The organism is Amycolatopsis sp. Hca4 (assembly GCF_013364075.1).
Classification (GTDB): domain Bacteria; phylum Actinomycetota; class Actinomycetes; order Mycobacteriales; family Pseudonocardiaceae; genus Amycolatopsis.
In genome coordinates this window covers 2097383-2113447 of the sequence record NZ_CP054925.1, presented here as the reverse complement: position 1 = coordinate 2113447, position 16065 = coordinate 2097383, and the positions used below count along the sequence as shown (strand labels likewise).

General features: G+C 69.3%; 16 protein-coding genes and 3 pseudogenes. 9 read left to right on the top strand and 10 right to left on the bottom strand.

Annotation, left to right across the window (positions count from 1 at the left end; all coding sequences use genetic code 11):
* The first annotated feature begins 92 nt into the window (after positions 1 to 92).
* Both HUT10_RS09315 and HUT10_RS09310 read left to right on the top strand, forming a co-directional pair.
* Positions 93 to 686, top strand: a complete 594-nt coding sequence (locus HUT10_RS09315) for a hypothetical protein (RefSeq protein ID WP_176170808.1) — start codon at positions 93 to 95, stop codon at positions 684 to 686.
* A gap of 11 nt (positions 687 to 697) precedes the next feature.
* A complete protein-coding gene (locus HUT10_RS09310) occupies positions 698 to 1096 on the top strand; it encodes a hypothetical protein (protein ID WP_176170807.1) in 399 nt (132 codons plus the stop codon).
* 143 nt (positions 1097 to 1239) lie between these two features.
* Here the strand turns inward: HUT10_RS09310 and HUT10_RS09305 are convergent, their stop codons facing one another.
* A complete protein-coding gene (locus HUT10_RS09305) occupies positions 1240 to 1782 on the bottom strand; it encodes a hypothetical protein (RefSeq protein WP_176170806.1) in 543 nt (180 codons plus the stop codon).
* 194 nt (positions 1783 to 1976) lie between these two features.
* Between HUT10_RS09305 and HUT10_RS09300 the strand changes: the two genes are divergently transcribed.
* Entirely contained in the window at positions 1977 to 2783 is an 807-nt protein-coding gene (locus tag HUT10_RS09300) for an alpha/beta fold hydrolase (RefSeq protein WP_176170805.1), read from the top strand.
* On the opposite strand, the pseudogene HUT10_RS09295 reads toward HUT10_RS09300, so the two are convergent.
* Together HUT10_RS09295 and HUT10_RS09290 are read right to left on the bottom strand one after the other, a co-directional pair.
* Positions 2780 to 3467: pseudogene (locus tag HUT10_RS09295) on the bottom strand (ABC transporter permease). The gene HUT10_RS09300 and the pseudogene HUT10_RS09295 overlap by 4 nt on opposite strands.
* Positions 3464 to 3901, bottom strand: a pseudogene (locus HUT10_RS09290) (ABC transporter ATP-binding protein); the annotation flags it as partial. The pseudogenes HUT10_RS09295 and HUT10_RS09290, both read right to left, overlap by 4 nt.
* A gap of 88 nt (positions 3902 to 3989) precedes the next feature.
* On the opposite strand from HUT10_RS09290, the gene HUT10_RS09285 reads away from it, so the two are divergent.
* From HUT10_RS09285 to HUT10_RS09275, 3 genes are read left to right on the top strand one after another with little or no spacing between them, the layout of a single operon-like run.
* On the top strand, positions 3990 to 4316 hold the full coding sequence (locus HUT10_RS09285; RefSeq protein WP_176170804.1) for a PadR family transcriptional regulator: 327 nt from the start codon (positions 3990 to 3992) through the stop codon (positions 4314 to 4316).
* Positions 4313 to 4669, top strand: coding sequence for a DUF1048 domain-containing protein (locus tag HUT10_RS09280; protein WP_176170803.1), 357 nt, complete (start codon positions 4313 to 4315; stop codon positions 4667 to 4669). Before HUT10_RS09285 ends, HUT10_RS09280 begins: the two co-directional genes overlap by 4 nt.
* Before the next feature lies 1 nt (position 4670).
* Complete coding sequence (locus tag HUT10_RS09275; RefSeq protein WP_176170802.1) at positions 4671 to 4988, top strand: DUF1048 domain-containing protein; 318 nt, start codon at positions 4671 to 4673, stop codon at positions 4986 to 4988.
* A gap of 54 nt (positions 4989 to 5042) precedes the next feature.
* Here the strand turns inward: HUT10_RS09275 and HUT10_RS50785 are convergent.
* The 7 genes and pseudogenes from HUT10_RS50785 to mgtA form a co-directional block, all read right to left on the bottom strand.
* A pseudogene (locus tag HUT10_RS50785) lies at positions 5043 to 5186 on the bottom strand (magnesium transporter); the annotation flags it as partial.
* A gap of 92 nt (positions 5187 to 5278) precedes the next feature.
* Positions 5279 to 5815: a DUF3558 domain-containing protein gene (locus tag HUT10_RS09270; protein ID WP_176170801.1), complete on the bottom strand. Its 537-nt coding sequence runs from the start codon at positions 5813 to 5815 to the stop codon at positions 5279 to 5281.
* A gap of 89 nt (positions 5816 to 5904) precedes the next feature.
* Entirely contained in the window at positions 5905 to 7215 is a 1311-nt protein-coding gene (locus HUT10_RS09265; protein ID WP_176170800.1) for a nitrate/sulfonate/bicarbonate ABC transporter ATP-binding protein, read from the bottom strand.
* Positions 7216 to 7240: 25 nt separating this feature from the next.
* On the bottom strand, positions 7241 to 7621 hold the full coding sequence (locus HUT10_RS50780) for an ABC transporter permease subunit (protein WP_254896782.1): 381 nt from the start codon (positions 7619 to 7621) through the stop codon (positions 7241 to 7243).
* On the bottom strand, positions 7513 to 8976 hold the full coding sequence (locus HUT10_RS09260; protein WP_254896781.1) for an ABC transporter permease subunit: 1464 nt from the start codon (positions 8974 to 8976) through the stop codon (positions 7513 to 7515). The genes HUT10_RS50780 and HUT10_RS09260 overlap by 109 nt, the downstream gene beginning before the upstream one ends.
* Positions 8976 to 9689: an MgtC/SapB family protein gene (locus tag HUT10_RS09255; protein ID WP_176170799.1), complete on the bottom strand. Its 714-nt coding sequence runs from the start codon at positions 9687 to 9689 to the stop codon at positions 8976 to 8978. Before HUT10_RS09255 ends, HUT10_RS09260 begins: the two co-directional genes overlap by 1 nt.
* A 32-nt stretch (positions 9690 to 9721) precedes the next feature.
* Complete coding sequence (mgtA, locus tag HUT10_RS09250; RefSeq protein ID WP_176170798.1) at positions 9722 to 12346, bottom strand: magnesium-translocating P-type ATPase; 2625 nt, start codon at positions 12344 to 12346, stop codon at positions 9722 to 9724.
* A 284-nt stretch (positions 12347 to 12630) separates the two neighbouring features.
* Between mgtA and HUT10_RS09245 the strand changes: the two genes are divergently transcribed.
* From HUT10_RS09245 to HUT10_RS09235, 3 genes are all read left to right on the top strand, one after another.
* Positions 12631 to 12993, top strand: coding sequence for a helix-turn-helix transcriptional regulator (locus HUT10_RS09245; protein WP_176170797.1), 363 nt, complete (start codon positions 12631 to 12633; stop codon positions 12991 to 12993).
* Between the two features lie 309 nt (positions 12994 to 13302).
* On the top strand, positions 13303 to 14727 hold the full coding sequence (locus HUT10_RS09240; RefSeq protein WP_254896780.1) for an RNA polymerase sigma factor: 1425 nt from the start codon (positions 13303 to 13305) through the stop codon (positions 14725 to 14727).
* Between the two features lie 598 nt (positions 14728 to 15325).
* Positions 15326 to 15937 (top strand): hypothetical protein, encoded by a 612-nt coding sequence (locus tag HUT10_RS09235; RefSeq protein ID WP_176170796.1) that lies wholly within the window; start codon positions 15326 to 15328, stop codon positions 15935 to 15937.
* The last annotated feature ends 128 nt before the right edge of the window (positions 15938 to 16065 follow it).

Here is a 16065-nt window from a genome sequence, read left to right as displayed (position 1 = left end):
CTGCCGGTCCCGACGAGGCGTTAACGCTGTCCGGGCCTGGTTCGCGCCTAGGCTCGGTTTTCCGAACACGAACTACCACTGGGGATTCATCTATGCGTTCTTTTCGCGTCCTCGTAACGACTTTCGCCACGGCGTGCGGGCTGGTGCTGGCCACGGTCCCGGCCGGGGCCGCGCCGGCCGGCGACGTTCAGGACCTGCTGCACGCCTGGGCCGACGCGGGTGCGCCCGCCGGCGGCGGCACTTTGGACAGTCCGGAAGGCCGACGGCTGACCGAAGCCCTCGACAGCACGGCCACCCCGCAGCCGTCCGCGGCGTCCGCCGCCGCGTATCCGGCTTGCCACGGAACCTTCCCGTCGAACGGCGTCGCGAACATCACCGTGCAGTCGTCGGCGGCGCACGGGATTCCCTGGGTGGTCAAGCTGGCTTCGGCGAACTCCCGGTTCGGCGTGGTGGTGCTGTCGGCCCAGATCTACGCGAACAACCGGCAGGCCAATGTGTACGCGCCGCACACCGAACCGTGGAACTACAATTTCCACGGCCCGCTGCCTCGCAAGTTCCAGAAGGTCGGCGGCGGCACTTACACCATGCCGGACGGGGCGACCGTGTCGTTCCTGTTCGTGTGGCACTCCGCGGCTCACCCGTCCGAGGGTGGCTACGCTTACCTGACCTGCAAGTACGACATCTGAGGCCTTCACGCATGCAGACCGCGGACGAGAACGAGTACGTCATCGAGGAGTTCCGGCCGATCCGGCACGACCTCCTCGCGGCCGGGCTGCATGCCGAAACCGGGGATCCCCACCGTGTCGCGGGGGATCCCCGGCTCCTGGCCTGGCTGCGCGTCGACGGCGAGCGGATCGGTGTCCTCGCCTTCGACGAGGCTGCCGTGCCAGCCGAACGGCTGAGCACCCTGGCCGGCTTCACCCAGGACCTGGTGCTGGAGAACGTGTTCGCCGACGGGCGCAGCGTCACCTGGCCCCGCTGCCTCGACCGGACCCACCGGCATCCCATGGTCGTCGTGCTCGACGACGGCCGAGCGCTGTGGCGTTGCCCGCGCGACGCCGGTCTCGCCGTATCGATCGGCGAACTCGGAGCCTGACGGCGTAGCCGTCCGGTCGCTCCGGGCGTTTGGCGCCGCTCTGCTGAGCAAGTATTGCGGATGTTTCGCCGACCACGCTGTGCTCCTCGCCCGCCGGATCCCGTTCGTCCACGCGAGCGGAGCCGATGCGGACGCCCGGAATGTCACTTATTCCGAGCGCTGCGACAGGCACGTGCCGACGGCAGCGTCAGTAGAACGATCACCACCAGTGACCCGGCCGTGGTGAGTACCAGCTTCGCGCCGTCGACGACTGGAAGCCAGCTCGGCATGGCTGCGCGAGCGGCGCCGACCAGCTGCGGGACGTCGACCTGCCGGAGCACCGGATCGCCGGAGTCTCGGAAGTTCGCGGCGAGGAACGTGGCCGTGAACAGCTGGGCCGGCACGATCAGCGCTCCGGCCACGGCCAGCAGCGGATGGAAAACCCAGGACAGCACCCGGCCGGCCCGCCGGCCGGTCAGGTTCAGCAGCGCCAGCACGACGAGAACGACGACGATCGCGGCCGGCAACGGCGTTTCGGCGGTGTTCGAGCCGAAGCTGACTCCGTGCTCGGCGAGCACGGAGGCGGGCAGCCCCTGCCGGGTGAGCTCGGCTTCGGCCGCGGCCTGTGCATCGGCGCCCGAGGACCACACGACGATGATCGACAGCAGGAACGGCAGCACGGTCAGCAGCTGGATTCCAGCGGCCACGACGACTGCGCGTGATCTTGTGAGCGGTCGAAGCATGGCAACCCCCTTGGTCAGATCGCCCGATTGTCGGGGAAGGCTGGATCAATCGGCTCGCATGTGTTCCGAGTTCAGGGAAAACTCAGGGTCAGGAACCCTCCGGACCCGTGTCAGGTTGGAGTCAGGGCGGTGTCAGGCGGGCCGCCGACAGTGGCGGCATGACGAACACCAGCGCTTCCTCGGCTTGGACCGGCATGCTGCCGGTCGACGACACCGCTCTCGCCGTCACCGACACCGGTGGCCCCGGTATCCCGGTGCTCTACTGCAACGGCCAGTTCGCCACCCAGGGTTACTGGCGCCGCGTCCTCGCCGAGCTCGGCGAGTTCCGGCACATCACCTTCGATGAGCGAGCTCGCGGCAAGTCGAAGCGTTCGGTGGACTACTCCTTCGAAGCCGCCGTCCGAGACGTCGACGCCGTGCTCGCGGCTCGGGGTGTCGAGCGAGCGCTCCTGGTCGGCTGGTCCTACGGGGCGGTCGTCGCGGCGCACTGGGCCGAGCGGAACCCGGAACGGGCGATCGGAGCGGTCCTGGTGGACGGTGCGTACCCCTACGACTGGCTCGACGAGGCGATGGAGCGGCGCATCCGGAAGCTGTTCAAGCGCCTGAACCTGGTCATGCCATTGCTGCGCCCGACCGGGTTGACCCCGCGGATGAGCGCGGCGCAGCAGGCCGAGAGCAACATCGAGCTGGGGGTGCTGTCGCGCGAGCGCGAGCTGAGGCCGGTGCTGGACGGCATCACCGTCCCGGTGCGGTACGTGGTGGCTTCGGGGACGTCCTTCGGGAGCAAGGGCGACGAGCAGGAACGGCTCCGCACCAGCCTTGACGGGGTGACCTCCCGTAACCCGAACATCGAGGTGAGCGCGAAGGTCGCGAGCAACCACGGCGCGATCCTGAAGAAGGACGCGCCGGCCGTCGCCGCGGCCGTCCGCGAGGTCGCGAACCTCCGGGGCGACGCCGCGGCTTAGGAAATCTTGCGCCGGTAGGCCGCGGTGGCGAAGACGTAGGCGACGACGAGGATTCCGGCGCACCAGGCAAGGGCGGTCCAGAAGTCGGTGCCGACCGGTGCTTGGGTGAACAGGGCGCGGATGGTGTTGACGATGGACGTCACCGGCTGGTGTTCGGCGAACCAGCGCACCGGGCCGGGCATCGTCGCGGTGGGGACGAAGGCCGAGCTGAGGAACGGCAGGAAGATCAGCGGGCAGGAGAACGCGCCGCCGCCTTCCGCGGTCTTCGCGGTGAGGCCGGCGATCAACGCGACCCAGGTCAGGGCCAGGGTGAACAGGAGCAGGATGCCGGTGATGGCGAGCCACGCAAGTGGTCCCGCTTCGGAGCGGAAGCCCATGACCAGCGCAACGCCCACGAGTGAGATCAGGTTGGCGACCAGCGAGGTCAGCACGTGCGCCCACAACACGGCCGATCGGGTGATCGGCATGGAGTGGAAGCGTTCGAAGATCCCGCTCTCGAGGTCGGTGAACAGGCGCAGGGCGGTGTAGGCGATGCCCGACGCGATTTTCGATCGCGCCGCCGAAGACGTAGACGAACATCAGCATCATCGCGACCGGCGTGATGACGGTCGTGATGATCGTGTCCAGGCTGCGGGTGATGTGGCGCAGCGATCGTCCCAAAAGGATGGTGGGGTCCGTGGTCATCGGTTCTCGCTTTCCGTGCGGGCGCCGACGACGGCGAAGAAGACGTCTTCGAGGGTTGGCTGCTTCTCGACGTATTCAACCGTCGCGGGCGGGAGCAGCTGCTTGAGTTCGGCGAGGGTGCCGTTAACGATGATGCGGCCTTCGTGCAGGATCGCGATCCGGTCGGCGAGCTGCTCGGCCTCGTTCAGGTACTGGGTGGTGAGCAGCACCGTGGTGCCGCGGGCTCATCGCGATGTCCAGACGCCGTCGCATGCCCCCGGAGTTGGTCGAGACCTTCCATGCGCCCGCGTCGGTCAAGGAGAAGCGCGCCAGCAGGTCGTCGGCGATCTTGCCGGGCTGCTTCAGCCGGCGCAGCCTGGCGATGAGGACGAGACGTCGAAGCCGTTCATCGCGGCGGTCCCCGCGTCCGGCTTCAGCAGGGTGGCCAGGATCCGGTGATCCCCTCATTCAGCTAGTCAGTAGTGCTGAGTACTGGTATACAGTAGTACTGAGTAGTGGTGCGAGGGCAAGCCCGGAGGAGCGATGGACGACCTGACGGAGATGTTGAAGGGCACCCTCGAAGGCTGTGTGCTCGAGATCATCGGCAAGGAGGAGACCTACGGCTACGCCATCACGCGCCGGTTGAACGACCTCGGCTTCGGCGACGTCGTCGAGGGAACCGTGTACACGATCCTGTTGCGGCTGGAGAAGAACAAGCTCGTCCAGGTGACGAAGCGGCCGTCGGAGAAGGGGCCGCCGCGCAAGTTCTACGCGCTCAACGACGCCGGTCGCGAAGTGCTCGGGCGGTTCTGGGCGAAATGGCAGTACGTCTCCTCGCGTATCGACAAGTTGAAGGAGGGTGGGGAATGAACTTCTGGGAGACCGTCACCGGCAGCGACATGACCCGGGAATACCAGGCGTTCGAAGCCAGGGTCGGGGCGTTGCCGGAGGACTACCGGGCGGCGTGGGAGCAGATCAAGGCGCACCTCTTCCCGTACGGCGATTTCTCGGGCCGCAACCTGATGCCGATCCTCGACGGCGCGCTGGGGCTGCTGGAGGAAACCGCGGCGGAGGGGCAGAGCGTCCACGACGTGCTGGGAGAAGACGTCGAGGGTTTCTGTGCGGCGCTGGTCGGCGGTGAAAGCGCCAAGAACTTCCGTGACCGGTGGCGGAAACAGCTGAACCGGAATGTCGCGAAAAAACTGGGCCGGCTGGGAGGCTGAGATGGGCATCCAGGACGTCATCGAAGGCAAGAAGCAGTGGCGGGCGCACATGGCCCGGGTCAAAGCCCTGCCGCCGGACTACCAGATCGTCTACAAGGAAATGCAGAAGTACCTGTTCAAGGTCGGGCCGGTCGACCTGCTCGAGGGAAACCTGCTCTCCGGGATCGTCGACTTCTTCGCCGAAAGCGCCGCGACCGGCCGGGGAGTCCTCGAAGTGATCGGCGAGGACGTCGCCGCTTTCTGCGACGAGCTGATCAAGGACTCGCCGACCTACGCCGACCGCTACCAGGAGTCGCTCAAGGACAAGGGTGGGAAGTAGCCGGAAAGCGGCCTGAAACCACGCTGAAACCGGGTCGTCACTCTCGTCGCAGCCGATAGTGACGACGAAGTCGCGGCCGACGAACGCCATGATTTCGCCGCTCTCCACGATTTCGTTCGCCGTGGTGGGTGATTCGTGTTCGACGTACCGGATGGTTTTGAGCACCATGAAGAGCGTTTCGCCGTAGCGGTCCAGCCGCGTCGGCGGACTTCGGTGATGGCTTCGCCGTGGTTACAGCGCTTCTCCGGCTCGTCGGCGGATCAGTGGCCCCACCCTGCCGGGTGCGGTGCTCACGGTGCCCGGTGGCCTTGGTAGCCGATGACGGTTCCGGCGAAGCGGTCGGCTTCGCCGCAGGGATCGGCGTGGGCGGACAGCTGTGGGTCGGTGGCGTCGACGGTGACAGCGAGGATGGTGTCGTTCGCGACGCCGATGTCGACGGTGCAGCGGCCCGTGCCGATGTCGCGGTGGATGCCCGGGTAGCTGTGGACGTCGGTGGGCTCGAAGCCGGCGATGGTGGCGCGGTGCCGGTAGAGGTTCTCGAGCCCACCGGAGGCGACGTCGACCGCGGCCTGGTAGGTCAGCGCCGAGGTGTCGCTCGGGGTCCAGACGCAGGCAGGTGGGTGCACGACGCCGGGGGTGGTGACGAAGTAGTGCGCGAGCTGCTGGGCCGGCAGCAGACCGCACGGCGCCGCCGCGAACGAGGTGAGGTCGATGGGGTCGGCGGCGATGGGAGGCGAGAGACGCTGCGGCCCGGCCGGAGCGGAGGTACATGCGGTGAGCAGGCCGATCGACACAGCGCCGATCGACACAGTGGCGGCTGCTCGCATACGCGGGCTCCTTCTCCTCGGCGCGGATTCAGGGTGGCACACGGGCGCCCGGACGGTCCGGGCGTTCACCGGACCGTCCGCGCTCGTGGTCAGGCCGGCGCGCGCTCGGCCGTGGTCCAGTGGGCGGGGTCGAGGGCGATTTGCCCGGTGTCGGTGTCGAAGTCGAACAGCTCTGCGTAGCGTCCCCAGTTGATGGCGGTGTCGAGCTGCTGCCGGGCGTCCTCGGCGGAGAAACCGCGGCGGAGCAGGTCGAGGAAGAACCCGGCGCGCAGGTTGCCGTCGGCGCTGGCCGCGAGGGCCTTGTAGATGGTGCGGACCAGCGGGGCGCGGTCGCGGGCCTGTTCGGCGAAGATCTTCTTGCTCGCTTGGATGTCGGCGGTGGTGAACGCCTGCCCGATCGGGGTGAGGTGGAGGTCGGCGCCGGCGACGAACAGCAGGCCCAGCAGCGCGGCGGCGTCGACCAGGGGCAGCAGGTCGTCGACCTCGAAGTTGAGCTCGGCGGCGAGATCGGGCAGGTCGGCGCGGCCGCCGCGGGCGTGGACGATCTCGGCGAGCCCGGCCAGGCCGCCGACCGACGCGGCGGGCAGCGGCCGGGCGGTGGGCGTGGCCTCGGCCGGCTCGGGTTCGGTGACGTCGGGTTCGCGGCCGGTGAGCAGGTCGTAGAGCCGGTCGACCAGCGCGGCGAACGCGGGTGATTTGCGGTCGCGGGGCCGGGCGAGGTCGACGGTGACTTCGGCGCGGAGGTGGCCGGGGTTGGCGCCCAGGACGAGGATGCGGTCGGCGAGCTGGACGGCTTCCTCGATGTTGTGGGTCACGATGCAGATGCTTTTGGTGGGAAACCGCTGCCCGGTCCACAGGCTCATCAGCTCGGTGCGCAGGTTCTCCGAGGTGAGGACGTCGAGGGCGGAGAACGGCTCGTCCATGAGCAGCAGGTCGGGTTCGAGCACGAGAGCGCGGGCGAACCCGACGCGCTGGCGCATGCCGCCGGAGAGTTCCTTGGGATAGGCGGATTCGAAGCCGTCGAGCCCGATCAGGTCGATCGCGGCCAGCGCCCGCTCGCGGCGTTCGGCCGGGGGGACGCCGCGAGCGGCGAGACCGAGTTCGACGTTGTCCTGCACGGTCAGCCACGGCATCAGCGCGAACGACTGGAACACCAACGCGGTGCCGGGGTTGGCGCCGTTGAGCTCTTCCCCGCGGTAGCGGACCGAGCCGCTGGTGGGGGCGATCAGCCCGGCGATCGTGCGCAGCAGGGTGGACTTGCCGGAGCCGGAGCGGCCGAGCAACGCGACGATCTCCCCCGCGCGCAGTTCGAGGGTGATTTCGTCGAGGACGCGCAGTGCGTCGCCTTCCGAGCCGGTGAAGCTCTTGCTCACCTTCTCGACGGTGATCAACGGAGTCATGGAACTGCCTTTCGCAATTCGGGGTTCAGAGGGAGAAACGGCTTTCGGCCAGGGTGTAGAGGCGGCGCCAGAACAGGCGGTTGAGGCCGACGACGTAGAGGCACATCACGGCGACGCCGATCAGGATCCGGGCGGCGTCACCGGTGCTGGTGGCGTCCTTGATGTAGGCGCCGAGGCCGGTGGCGGTCAGGGTGGTGGCGCCGTAGCTGACGATTTCGGCGACGATCGAGGCGTTCCAGGCACCGCCGGCGGCGGTGATGCCGCCGGTGACGTAGCTGGGGAAGATCGCGGGCAGGATCAGCCTGCGCCACCACAGGGCCCGCGGAGCCGCAAGTTGGCGGCGGCTTCGCGCAGGTCGTTGGGGATGGCCGAGGCGCCGGCGATGACGTTGAACAGGATGTACCACTGCGCGCCCAATGCCATGAGCAGGATCCCGCCCCAGTTCAGCGAAATTCCGGTGGCGACCAGGACACCGGTGATCAGCGGGAACAGGAAGTTCGCCGGAAACGACGCGAGGACCTGCACGACCGGCTGGGCCAGCCGCGACACACGCGGGTTGAGCCCGATCCACACCCCGACCGGCACCCAGACCACGGTCGCGACGAGCACCAGGACGACGACCCGGCCGAAGGTGACCAGGCCGAGCAGCAGTGCGTGCCCGACTTCGCCGAACCCGGCGGTGCCGGCGATGAACCCGAGCATCCGGGCCACGCCGTACCCGATCAAGGCGAGCACGACCACCGCGAACACGACATCTCCGACCCGGCGCCGGATCGTAGACCTCCGAAGCGGGTACTCCGCACGCCCGAACACCGCCATCACACGGTCGAGCGGGAACACCAGCCTCCCCAGCGGCCGGCCCAGGAAAGCCGGAATGCGGGAACGGCGCAGCAGGGTGAGCGTGACGCTGCGGGGTGCCTCGGCGGCCTCGGAGTCCTCGACCCGGAACCGTTCGGCCCACGCGGTCAGCGGCCGCCAGAACAGCACGTTCACCCCGACCACCATGACGATCATGACGGCGATCGCGAGCAGCACCTTGCCCAGGTCGCCCTCGCCGGTGGCGGCGGCGACATAAGCGCCGACGCCGGGCAGCGCCCAGTTGTGGTTGTTGACGCTCAGGGCTTCGGAGGCGACGAGGAAGAACCAGCCGCCGCCGAAGCTCATCATCCCGTTCCAGACCAGCGGGATCATCCCGCCCGGCACGTCCAGCCGCCAGAACCGCTGCCACTTCGACAGCCGCAGCAGCCGCGCGGCCTCGTCCAGCTCGCGGGGTTGGGACACCAGTGAGTGGTAGAAGGCGAAGGTCATGTTCCAGGCCTGGGAAGTGAAGATCGCGAAGACTGAGGCGCACTCCAAACCGAGCTGCGAACCCGGGAACAGCGCGATGAACCCGGTGATCGTCACCGACAGGAATCCGAGGATCGGCACCGACTGCAGGATGTCCAGCAGCGGGATCAGGACCTTCTCTGCCCGCCGCAGCCGGGCCGCGGCGGTGGCGTAGACGAAGGTGAACAGCACCGACACGGCGAGCGCGGCGAACATCCGCAGCAGCGATCGCGCCGCGTAGTAGGGCAGTTCTGCCGGCTCGGTGGACACTGTGGACGGTGCGGTGACCTCGTCCCACGGCACCGTGACGCCGTGGGCAAGCCGCACGATCAGCCACAGCAGCGCCGCGGCGCCGAGGAACACCACGACGTCGGCGGCGGTGCGCCGGGGCCGCACCAGCGCGCCGCGGGTGGGGAAGGTACGCAGCAGGGACATCAGTTCTCTCCGTCCGAGCCGGACAGTTCGGTGGCCCAGCGCACGCTGGTCACCGACGGTTCCAACGACAGCCGGCTGACCGCCGACTCCATCTGCTTGTCGTCACGCTGATCCGCCGACAGCTCCGCGCGCACCTCGACCCGGCCACCGGCGTCGGCGTTGGTGCTGGTGACCGACCGCAGCGCAAATTCGGTCCGGGACAGGGCCTGCACCAGCAGCGCCCGCACGTGCGCCTCGGCGTCGTCGCGGGTCACCGCCAGGAACGTGTACGAGGTCGGGGTTTCGGTGCCGGTAGCCGGCCGCCGGTCCACCACCCGGCCCAGCGGGCGCAGCGCAACGTTCACCACGACCACTACCGCCGTCCCGGCCACCGCGATCGAATACAACCCGGCTCCGGCCAGGGACCCCACCGCCGCTGAACACCACAGCGTCGCCGCTGTGTTCAGCCCGCGCACGGTCAGCCCCTCGCGCAGGATCACCCCGGCGCCGAGGAACCCGATGCCGGACACGATCTGCGCCGCCACCCGCGTCGGGTCGGCGCTCCCGCCGGTGAAGCCGTGTGCGGACAGCAGCACGAACAGCGTCGCCCCGGCGGCGACCAAGGCGTTGGTCCGCAGCCCAGCCATCCGGGCGCGGTACTGGCGCTCGAACCCGATCACCGTGCCCAGTCCCACACCGGTGCCCAGGCGCAGCAGCATCTCCGCAGTCGTCATCTGCGCTTCTCTTTCCTTGTCGGGGAGGCGGATTACAGCCAGGCGTTCGTGCGGCGCACGTACTGTCGTTTGGCCAGCTGCGCGGCGAGTGCGTAGGCGGCGAGCACGCCCGGCAGCCACAGCAGGAAACCGCCGGGCAACGGGTGCATCGGCAGCGCGCCGGCCAGCGGCGTGGCGGGCAGGGCCAGACCGGCGAGCCCGGCCGCGGCCGCCGCGGCGACGACCGGGCGGGAGGGCCGCGTGCCGCGTCCACCGGCCGCGCGGCTGCGCAGGACGAGCACGCTCAGCAGCTGGGAGAGCAGGCTTTCGACGAACCAGCTGGTCTGGAACAGCAGCGGATCGGCGCCCGCACCGAACGCCCACCACAGCACCGCGAACGTCGAGAGGTCGAACAGCGAGGACAGCGGCCCGAACACGAGCATGAACCGGGTCAGGCCGTGTGCGTCCCAGCGTCGCGGCGACCGCAGGTACTCGTCGTCGACCCGGTCCCAGGCCAGCGCGAGCTGCGCGGCGTCGTAGAGCAGGTTCGCCACCACCAGCTGGACCGGCAACATCGGCAGGAACGGCAGGAACGCGCTCGCGGCCAGCACGCTCAGCACGTTCCCGAAGTTCGAGCTCGCGGTGATGTTCACGTACTTGAGCGTGTTGCCCAGCGTCCGCCGGCCCTCGACGACCCCGCGGGCCAGCACCCCGAGGTCCCGTTCGAGTAGCACGAGATCCGCGGCGTCCTTCGCGACGTCGGTCGCGGTGTCCGGGGCGATCCCGACGTCGGCGGCTCGCAGCGCGGTGACGTCGTTGACGCCGTCGCCGACGAATCCGACCGCGTGCCCGTTCTCCCGTAACGCGGTGACCAGCCGGGCCTTGTGGGCCGGGCTGAGCTTGGCGAACACGGTCGTGCGCTCGGCCAGCGTCCGCAGCTCGGCGTCGTCGGTGACGTCGATCCGGTGGCCTGGCACGATCTCGCCGACCGGGACGCCGACGTCCTGGGCGACCCGGGCGGCGACGTGCCGGTTGTCCCCGGTGAGGATCTTGACCCCGATGCCGTGCCCGGCCAACGCGCGCACCGCGGCGGCGGCGTCGTCGCGGACCGGGTCGATGAACCCGACGAACCCGACCAGCACCAGTCCGCGTTCGTCCTCCTCGCCGTAGCGGTCGCGGCGGGCGGGGAGTTCCCGGGCCGCGACGGCGAGGATCCGCATCCCGTGCTCGGCGTAGCCGCGGACCAGGTCGGCGGCGTCCCGGCGGAGGTCGTCGGCCAGCTCGACGACGGCGCCGTCGCGGCGGGCGTGACCGCAGCGCGGCAGGATCTCGTCCGGGTCGCCCTTGGTGATCAGCAGGTGCTCGTCGCCGCGGCGCACGACGACGGTGGCGCGGCGGCGGGTGTGGTCGAAGCCGATCTCGCCGACCTTGCTGAACACGGCCTCGGTCGCCGGCGAGTCGTCGTCGGCGAGCTGCGCGAGGATCGCCTCGTCCAGGCGGTCGCGCCGGTCGGCCTGGAAGTGCACGGCCAGGTGGGCGTACTCGGCGGCCTCGCCGTCCGGGCGGCCGGCCAAGTCGATGCTGTGGGCGTAGTCGGCCTGGTCCTCGGTGAGCGTGCCGGTCTTGTCCACGCACAGCACGTCCATCGCGGCGAGGTCCTGGATCGCATTGAGCCGCTTGACGATCACCCGCTGCCGCGACAGCCGCACCGCACCGCGCGCCAGGTTCGTCGTCACAACGACCGGCAGCATCTCCGGCGTCAACCCGACCGCGATGGCCACGGCGAACATCGCCGCCTGCGCCCAGTCGCCGGTGACCGTGCCGTTGATCACCAGCACGATCGGCACCATCACCAGCATGAACCGGACCAACGTCCAGCCGACCCGCCGCACACCGGCGTCGAAGCTCGACTCCGCCCGCGGCGCGGCGGCCTGCGCGCCCAGCATGCCGCCGTATGTCCCGGCGCCGGTGGCGGCGACCACTGCGGTCGCGGTGCCGCCCACCACCGACGTTCCCGCGAACACCAGACCGGGCGCGTCCACCAGCTCCGGCCGCGGCGCCGCGTGCCGAGGCCAGGTGGGGACCCGCTTCACCACCGGCAGCGCCTCGCCCGACAACGCCGACTGGTCCACCGCCAGTTCCGTAGCGGCCACCACCCGCAGGTCGGCGGGCACGAAGTCACCGGGACCCAGCAGCACCACGTCGCCGGGCACGAGGTCGGCCACCGGTACCTCACGCTCGACACCGGGAAACCGCTCACCAGCCCGGCGCCGCACCGTCACCGTGGTGCTGACCCGCGCCCGCAACGCGGAGATCGCGCGTTCGGAGCGTGTCTGCTGCCAGAACCGCAAGACGACGCTCAGCAGCACCATCACCCCGACGGTCACCGCGCCCCGCGCGTCACCGACCACCGCAAACACGACGCCGAGCCCGGTCAGCAGCGCGACGAACGGGCTGCGCGCGGCCGCCCAACCCCGCCGCAGCCGGCCCGGGACACCGGCCGGTCCGGCGTCGTTGTCGCCGCAGCGGCCGAGCCGGTCGGCGGCCTCGGCCTCGGTCAGCCCTTTGGGCGAGCTCTCGAGCTGCTGGAAGACGGTGAGCACCGGGGCTTCACCCAGCCCAGCCAGCAGGTTGTCACCGATCGCGCGCGGGGCACGGACGGCCGTAAAACGGGTCATCGGGGGAGGTCCTGTCCATCGAGGTCGGAGCCACCAGGACGGCGGCGGGCCCGGACCACACGGACGTGCCTGGCCTACCCCGTCTCGGCGGGGAAGGACCGGATCGCCGCGCGGCCGCGGCAACTACTTCCTTCGCCGGTCACCCGGCTCACCTCCTTCCCCAGCCACACGCCACCACCCGGCAGAGCGGCGGCCGGGACCCAGTACAGCGCATCAGGACCGGAACAGTCAAACACTTGTCTAAGTGACAGGGTGTGAGTCACACTGCCCGAACACCCGGAAGGATGAACCCCGTGACCGCCCCACCTGACCCGCTGCCACCCGACGTGCTCCAGGACGCTGCCGCCACCTTCGGCCTGCTGTCCGGAACCGTCCGGCTGCACCTGCTCTGGCTGCTCGCCCGGTCCGAACACGACGTCGGCACCCTCGCCGAAGAAACCGGGCAAAGCGTCGCCACGGTCAGCCACCACCTCGGCAAGCTCAAACTCGCCGGCCTGGTCCGCTCCCGCCGCAAGGGCAAGCACCAGATCTACATCCTCGACGATCCGCATGTCGCCGACATCGTCCGGCTCGCTGTCGAGCACCGGCAGGAACTCCATGTGAGACCGGGACGGGGAGGGTCTCGTCGAGACGTTCGGCTTGCGTAGCAACGCCGTCGGTCGGGAGCTTGGGCGAAGCCGAGTTGATTGGCGTCAGGCGAAGCATGCCGAAACCGGCGGGCCGGTCGACCTCGGCAACCGCGCCACTTGCCACCACTTGGCCTCAGCGAGGGCACGCCAGCTTCCCGATTGCCATGATCAGGTCACCCTGACTAGCTGTTGCGGTGTTGTGACAGATCATCGTTGTGGTGACGACCAGCTGGATCGGATGCATGAGCGGATCGCGGGCCGGTTCGCGCGGGACGATGCGGTCATCGTCGGGGCCTCCAAGCCTCAACGCCGTGACCGACCAGCAGGGTGGCCACGCGCGCCGACCTGGACCGCCCAGGCACCGGTTTTGCGCACGTGCAACACGTTGGGCCTTGCGTGCGACTTCCCCGGCGACCACTATCGTGTGACGTTCTGCACGTGCACCCGCACGGGCGAGGGGGAGTGGTGATCGAAGTGACTCCGGCGGTTGTCGAGACCGATGCCCGCAGCGACGCAACGTTGATCGCGGCGGTCCGCGGTGGTGACATCGCGGCTTTCGGTGAGCTCTACGACCGGCACCTCGTCGCTGCCCGGCGGGTCGCGGCCGCAATCGCGGCCGATGCGGCGGAGCGGGACGACCTGATCGCCGAGGGATTCACCCGGGTACTGCGGATTCTGCGTAACGGTGAGGGGCCGGACGAGGATTTCCGGCCGTACCTGCTGACGACGATCCGGAACACGATGGTCAGCTGGCGCCGGCGCGACTCCGCCGTGTCGGTGGTGGCCGAGGTGCCGGACGTCCTGCCGGGCGAAGGCAGTGACGAGCCGGTGGACAGCCGGTTGCACGCCACGGTCGCCGCGGAGGCGTTCGCGAGCCTGCCCGAGCGGTGGCGGACGGTGCTGTGGCGGACCGAGATCGACGGCGACTCGCCGGTGAAGATCGCCGAGGACCTCGGGATGACGCCGAACGGAGTAGCGGCGCTGGCCTACCGTGCGCGGGAGGGCCTGCGCCAGGCGTACCTGGGCCAGCACGTGCCCGAGGCACGGCGGCGCACTTGCAAGAACATCTCCGGCCAGCTGGCCCGCTGGGTGCGAGACGACATTTCCGAGCTCAAAGCGCATCGGATCACGGTGCACCTCGGCCGTTGCGCGGAGTGCCGGAAGCTGGCGATCGGGTTGCAGGAGCTGAATGAGGAGCTGCCCGCCGCCGTGGCGCCCCTCATCCTCGGTTTGCCGATCGTTACGCATTGGCTGACCACCGGCAGTTCGTTCGCCTCATCGGGCGCGGTTGCCGGTACGGGTGCCTCGGCGTTGTCGTGGGCGACAGCGGCGAAGGTGGCCGCGGCGGGCGCGGTCCTGGTGACGACGGTGACGATCGGTGCGAGCACCTCCAGCGACACTCCGCCGCCGCTGTCCGGCGGCGGGGGAACGACGACCCAGACCGCCGGGAGCGGCCCCGCCGCACGCGACACCGCAGGACAGGCGGTTCCAGCAGGCCCTGGCCAGGCCTCGTCGGATCCGCGGCTGACCTCGGTACCGGGCGCTCCGGCCGACGAGACGGCGGCCGCGGGGGAGTCCGAAGCGGCGCAGGGCTCCGGAACCGCCACGGACGACAACCAGACGGCCAAGGAATCCAAGCTGGCCGCGAAGGAATCGAGGCAGGCCGCGAAGCAGTCATCCAGGCAAGCGGCCAAGGAGTCGAGGAAGGCCGAGAAAAGCAAGACCTCGGAGACTCCGGCACCCACCGGATGACTTGATTGAAACTCTGGCCACGGGTCACGATCCGGTCTCCAACGGGCCGGGGCTCGGGCTCAGGCGTAGCAGACCGTCAAAGCTGAACGATCTCCTCGCTACTACGCACGGTTAGAGCCGAGTGCGACGCTGAGTGAGCGGGGTGGTCGAAGGTATGGCGAAGCGCAGGAAGCGGTGGAATTGTGATGGCGGTGGCCGGGCACACGCTCGGACACTTCGGGCACTCGGATTCAGGTGCGTCGAGGCGACGGCGGACGTGCGGTGGCTTCGTCGTGGCGGCGTGCTGCTTCCGGTGCCGAAGGGGCCGCGGCTTTCGCGGTGGCAGGTCCGGTATCTGCAGGCGGCGTGTGGATACGCCAAGGAGGAGTACCTGCACGCCTGGCGTAACAAGGTGCCCAAGCTCGGCTGTCCCCACGGCAATACCGCGCCTGCGGATTAGGCATGGGAACGGTGACGGATGTCCAGGCGTGACGACCACAACGAACGCCTGCAGCCGGTGCGATTGTCCCTTCCGCAGCGGCTTGTGTGCGGAGGATCGGGTTTGCTGCTTGCGGGTTTCGCCCAATGGGACGTGTTCTTGGGGCATGAAGGAGCCGCTGTGGTGGCTCTGGTGGTTTTGGCCGGGGCGGCTTTTCTGCTCGGGGTCGCCGGCGTGCTGCCGGGGCGGGTGTCTTGGGGTAAGAACTTGAAGATCGATCTTCGGGCGAGCACCAAGGGGGCCGACGCGCAAGCGCTGGAAACGCCGCCGGCTGAGCTTGCTCAAATTGCGCAAAGCGCTATCGCCGACGCAATCGGTGGTGCCGAAGACGGTGTCGACCTCACCGAGGCTGCCCGGCTGGCCGAGCACGCGCTGTTCAACAGCGAGATCATGGCCGTCGTCGCGGAAATAGCGGCTGAGCTGGGCGCGCAGGTGAGCCTCAACGGAGTGGCCGACGAATGGTGGAACACCCGCGTCGAGAAGGCGGGGAAAGCGGTGTTCCTGGCCATTCGCCTGGTTCTCGACGAGCACGTGGCCAACCGGGTTCGTTCCCGTGCTTCGATGGTCGTCGGCGGAGCTGCGGTACTGGTCGTGGTGCGAGAACTCGACGAACACGCGCTGCGCTTCCTCGGACCGCAACCACCCGCGGTGATCACCTGGGAAGGCAATCCGGGCGAGCTGCGCAGCTCGCTCGCCGGTTTGCTGGGAGTCAAGATGAAAGCGGTCCGTTGAAAGCCGGCGCCGCGGGCGGATTACCTGCTGTTGGCAGAGACCTTCACCGGACTTCTCGGTGCAGGAAGACGATGGGGCCGCCCGTGCTCATCGGACCGGCGAGGATTGCAGCTGGTACCTCGCCGCAG

Excerpts from the sequence above, each read along its gene's own strand:
- HUT10_RS09245 (WP_176170797.1), top strand. The coding sequence starts at position 12,631 with ATGAACCCCGTGACCGCCCCACCTGACCCGCTGCCACCCGACGTGCTC.
- HUT10_RS09280 (WP_176170803.1), top strand. The coding sequence starts at position 4,313 with ATGAACTTCTGGGAGACCGTCACCGGCAGCGACATGACCCGGGAATAC.
- HUT10_RS09260 (WP_254896781.1), bottom strand. The coding sequence starts at position 8,976 with ATGTCCCTGCTGCGTACCTTCCCCACCCGCGGCGCGCTGGTGCGGCCC.
- mgtA (WP_176170798.1), bottom strand. The coding sequence starts at position 12,346 with ATGACCCGTTTTACGGCCGTCCGTGCCCCGCGCGCGATCGGTGACAAC.
- HUT10_RS09285 (WP_176170804.1), top strand. The coding sequence starts at position 3,990 with ATGGACGACCTGACGGAGATGTTGAAGGGCACCCTCGAAGGCTGTGTG.
- HUT10_RS09255 (WP_176170799.1), bottom strand. The coding sequence starts at position 9,689 with ATGACGACTGCGGAGATGCTGCTGCGCCTGGGCACCGGTGTGGGACTG.
- HUT10_RS09275 (WP_176170802.1), top strand. The coding sequence starts at position 4,671 with ATGGGCATCCAGGACGTCATCGAAGGCAAGAAGCAGTGGCGGGCGCAC.
- HUT10_RS09265 (WP_176170800.1), bottom strand. The coding sequence starts at position 7,215 with ATGACTCCGTTGATCACCGTCGAGAAGGTGAGCAAGAGCTTCACCGGC.
- HUT10_RS09310 (WP_176170807.1), top strand. The coding sequence starts at position 698 with ATGCAGACCGCGGACGAGAACGAGTACGTCATCGAGGAGTTCCGGCCG.
- HUT10_RS09270 (WP_176170801.1), bottom strand. The coding sequence starts at position 5,815 with ATGCGAGCAGCCGCCACTGTGTCGATCGGCGCTGTGTCGATCGGCCTG.
- HUT10_RS09315 (WP_176170808.1), top strand. The coding sequence starts at position 93 with ATGCGTTCTTTTCGCGTCCTCGTAACGACTTTCGCCACGGCGTGCGGG.
- HUT10_RS09300 (WP_176170805.1), top strand. The coding sequence starts at position 1,977 with ATGACGAACACCAGCGCTTCCTCGGCTTGGACCGGCATGCTGCCGGTC.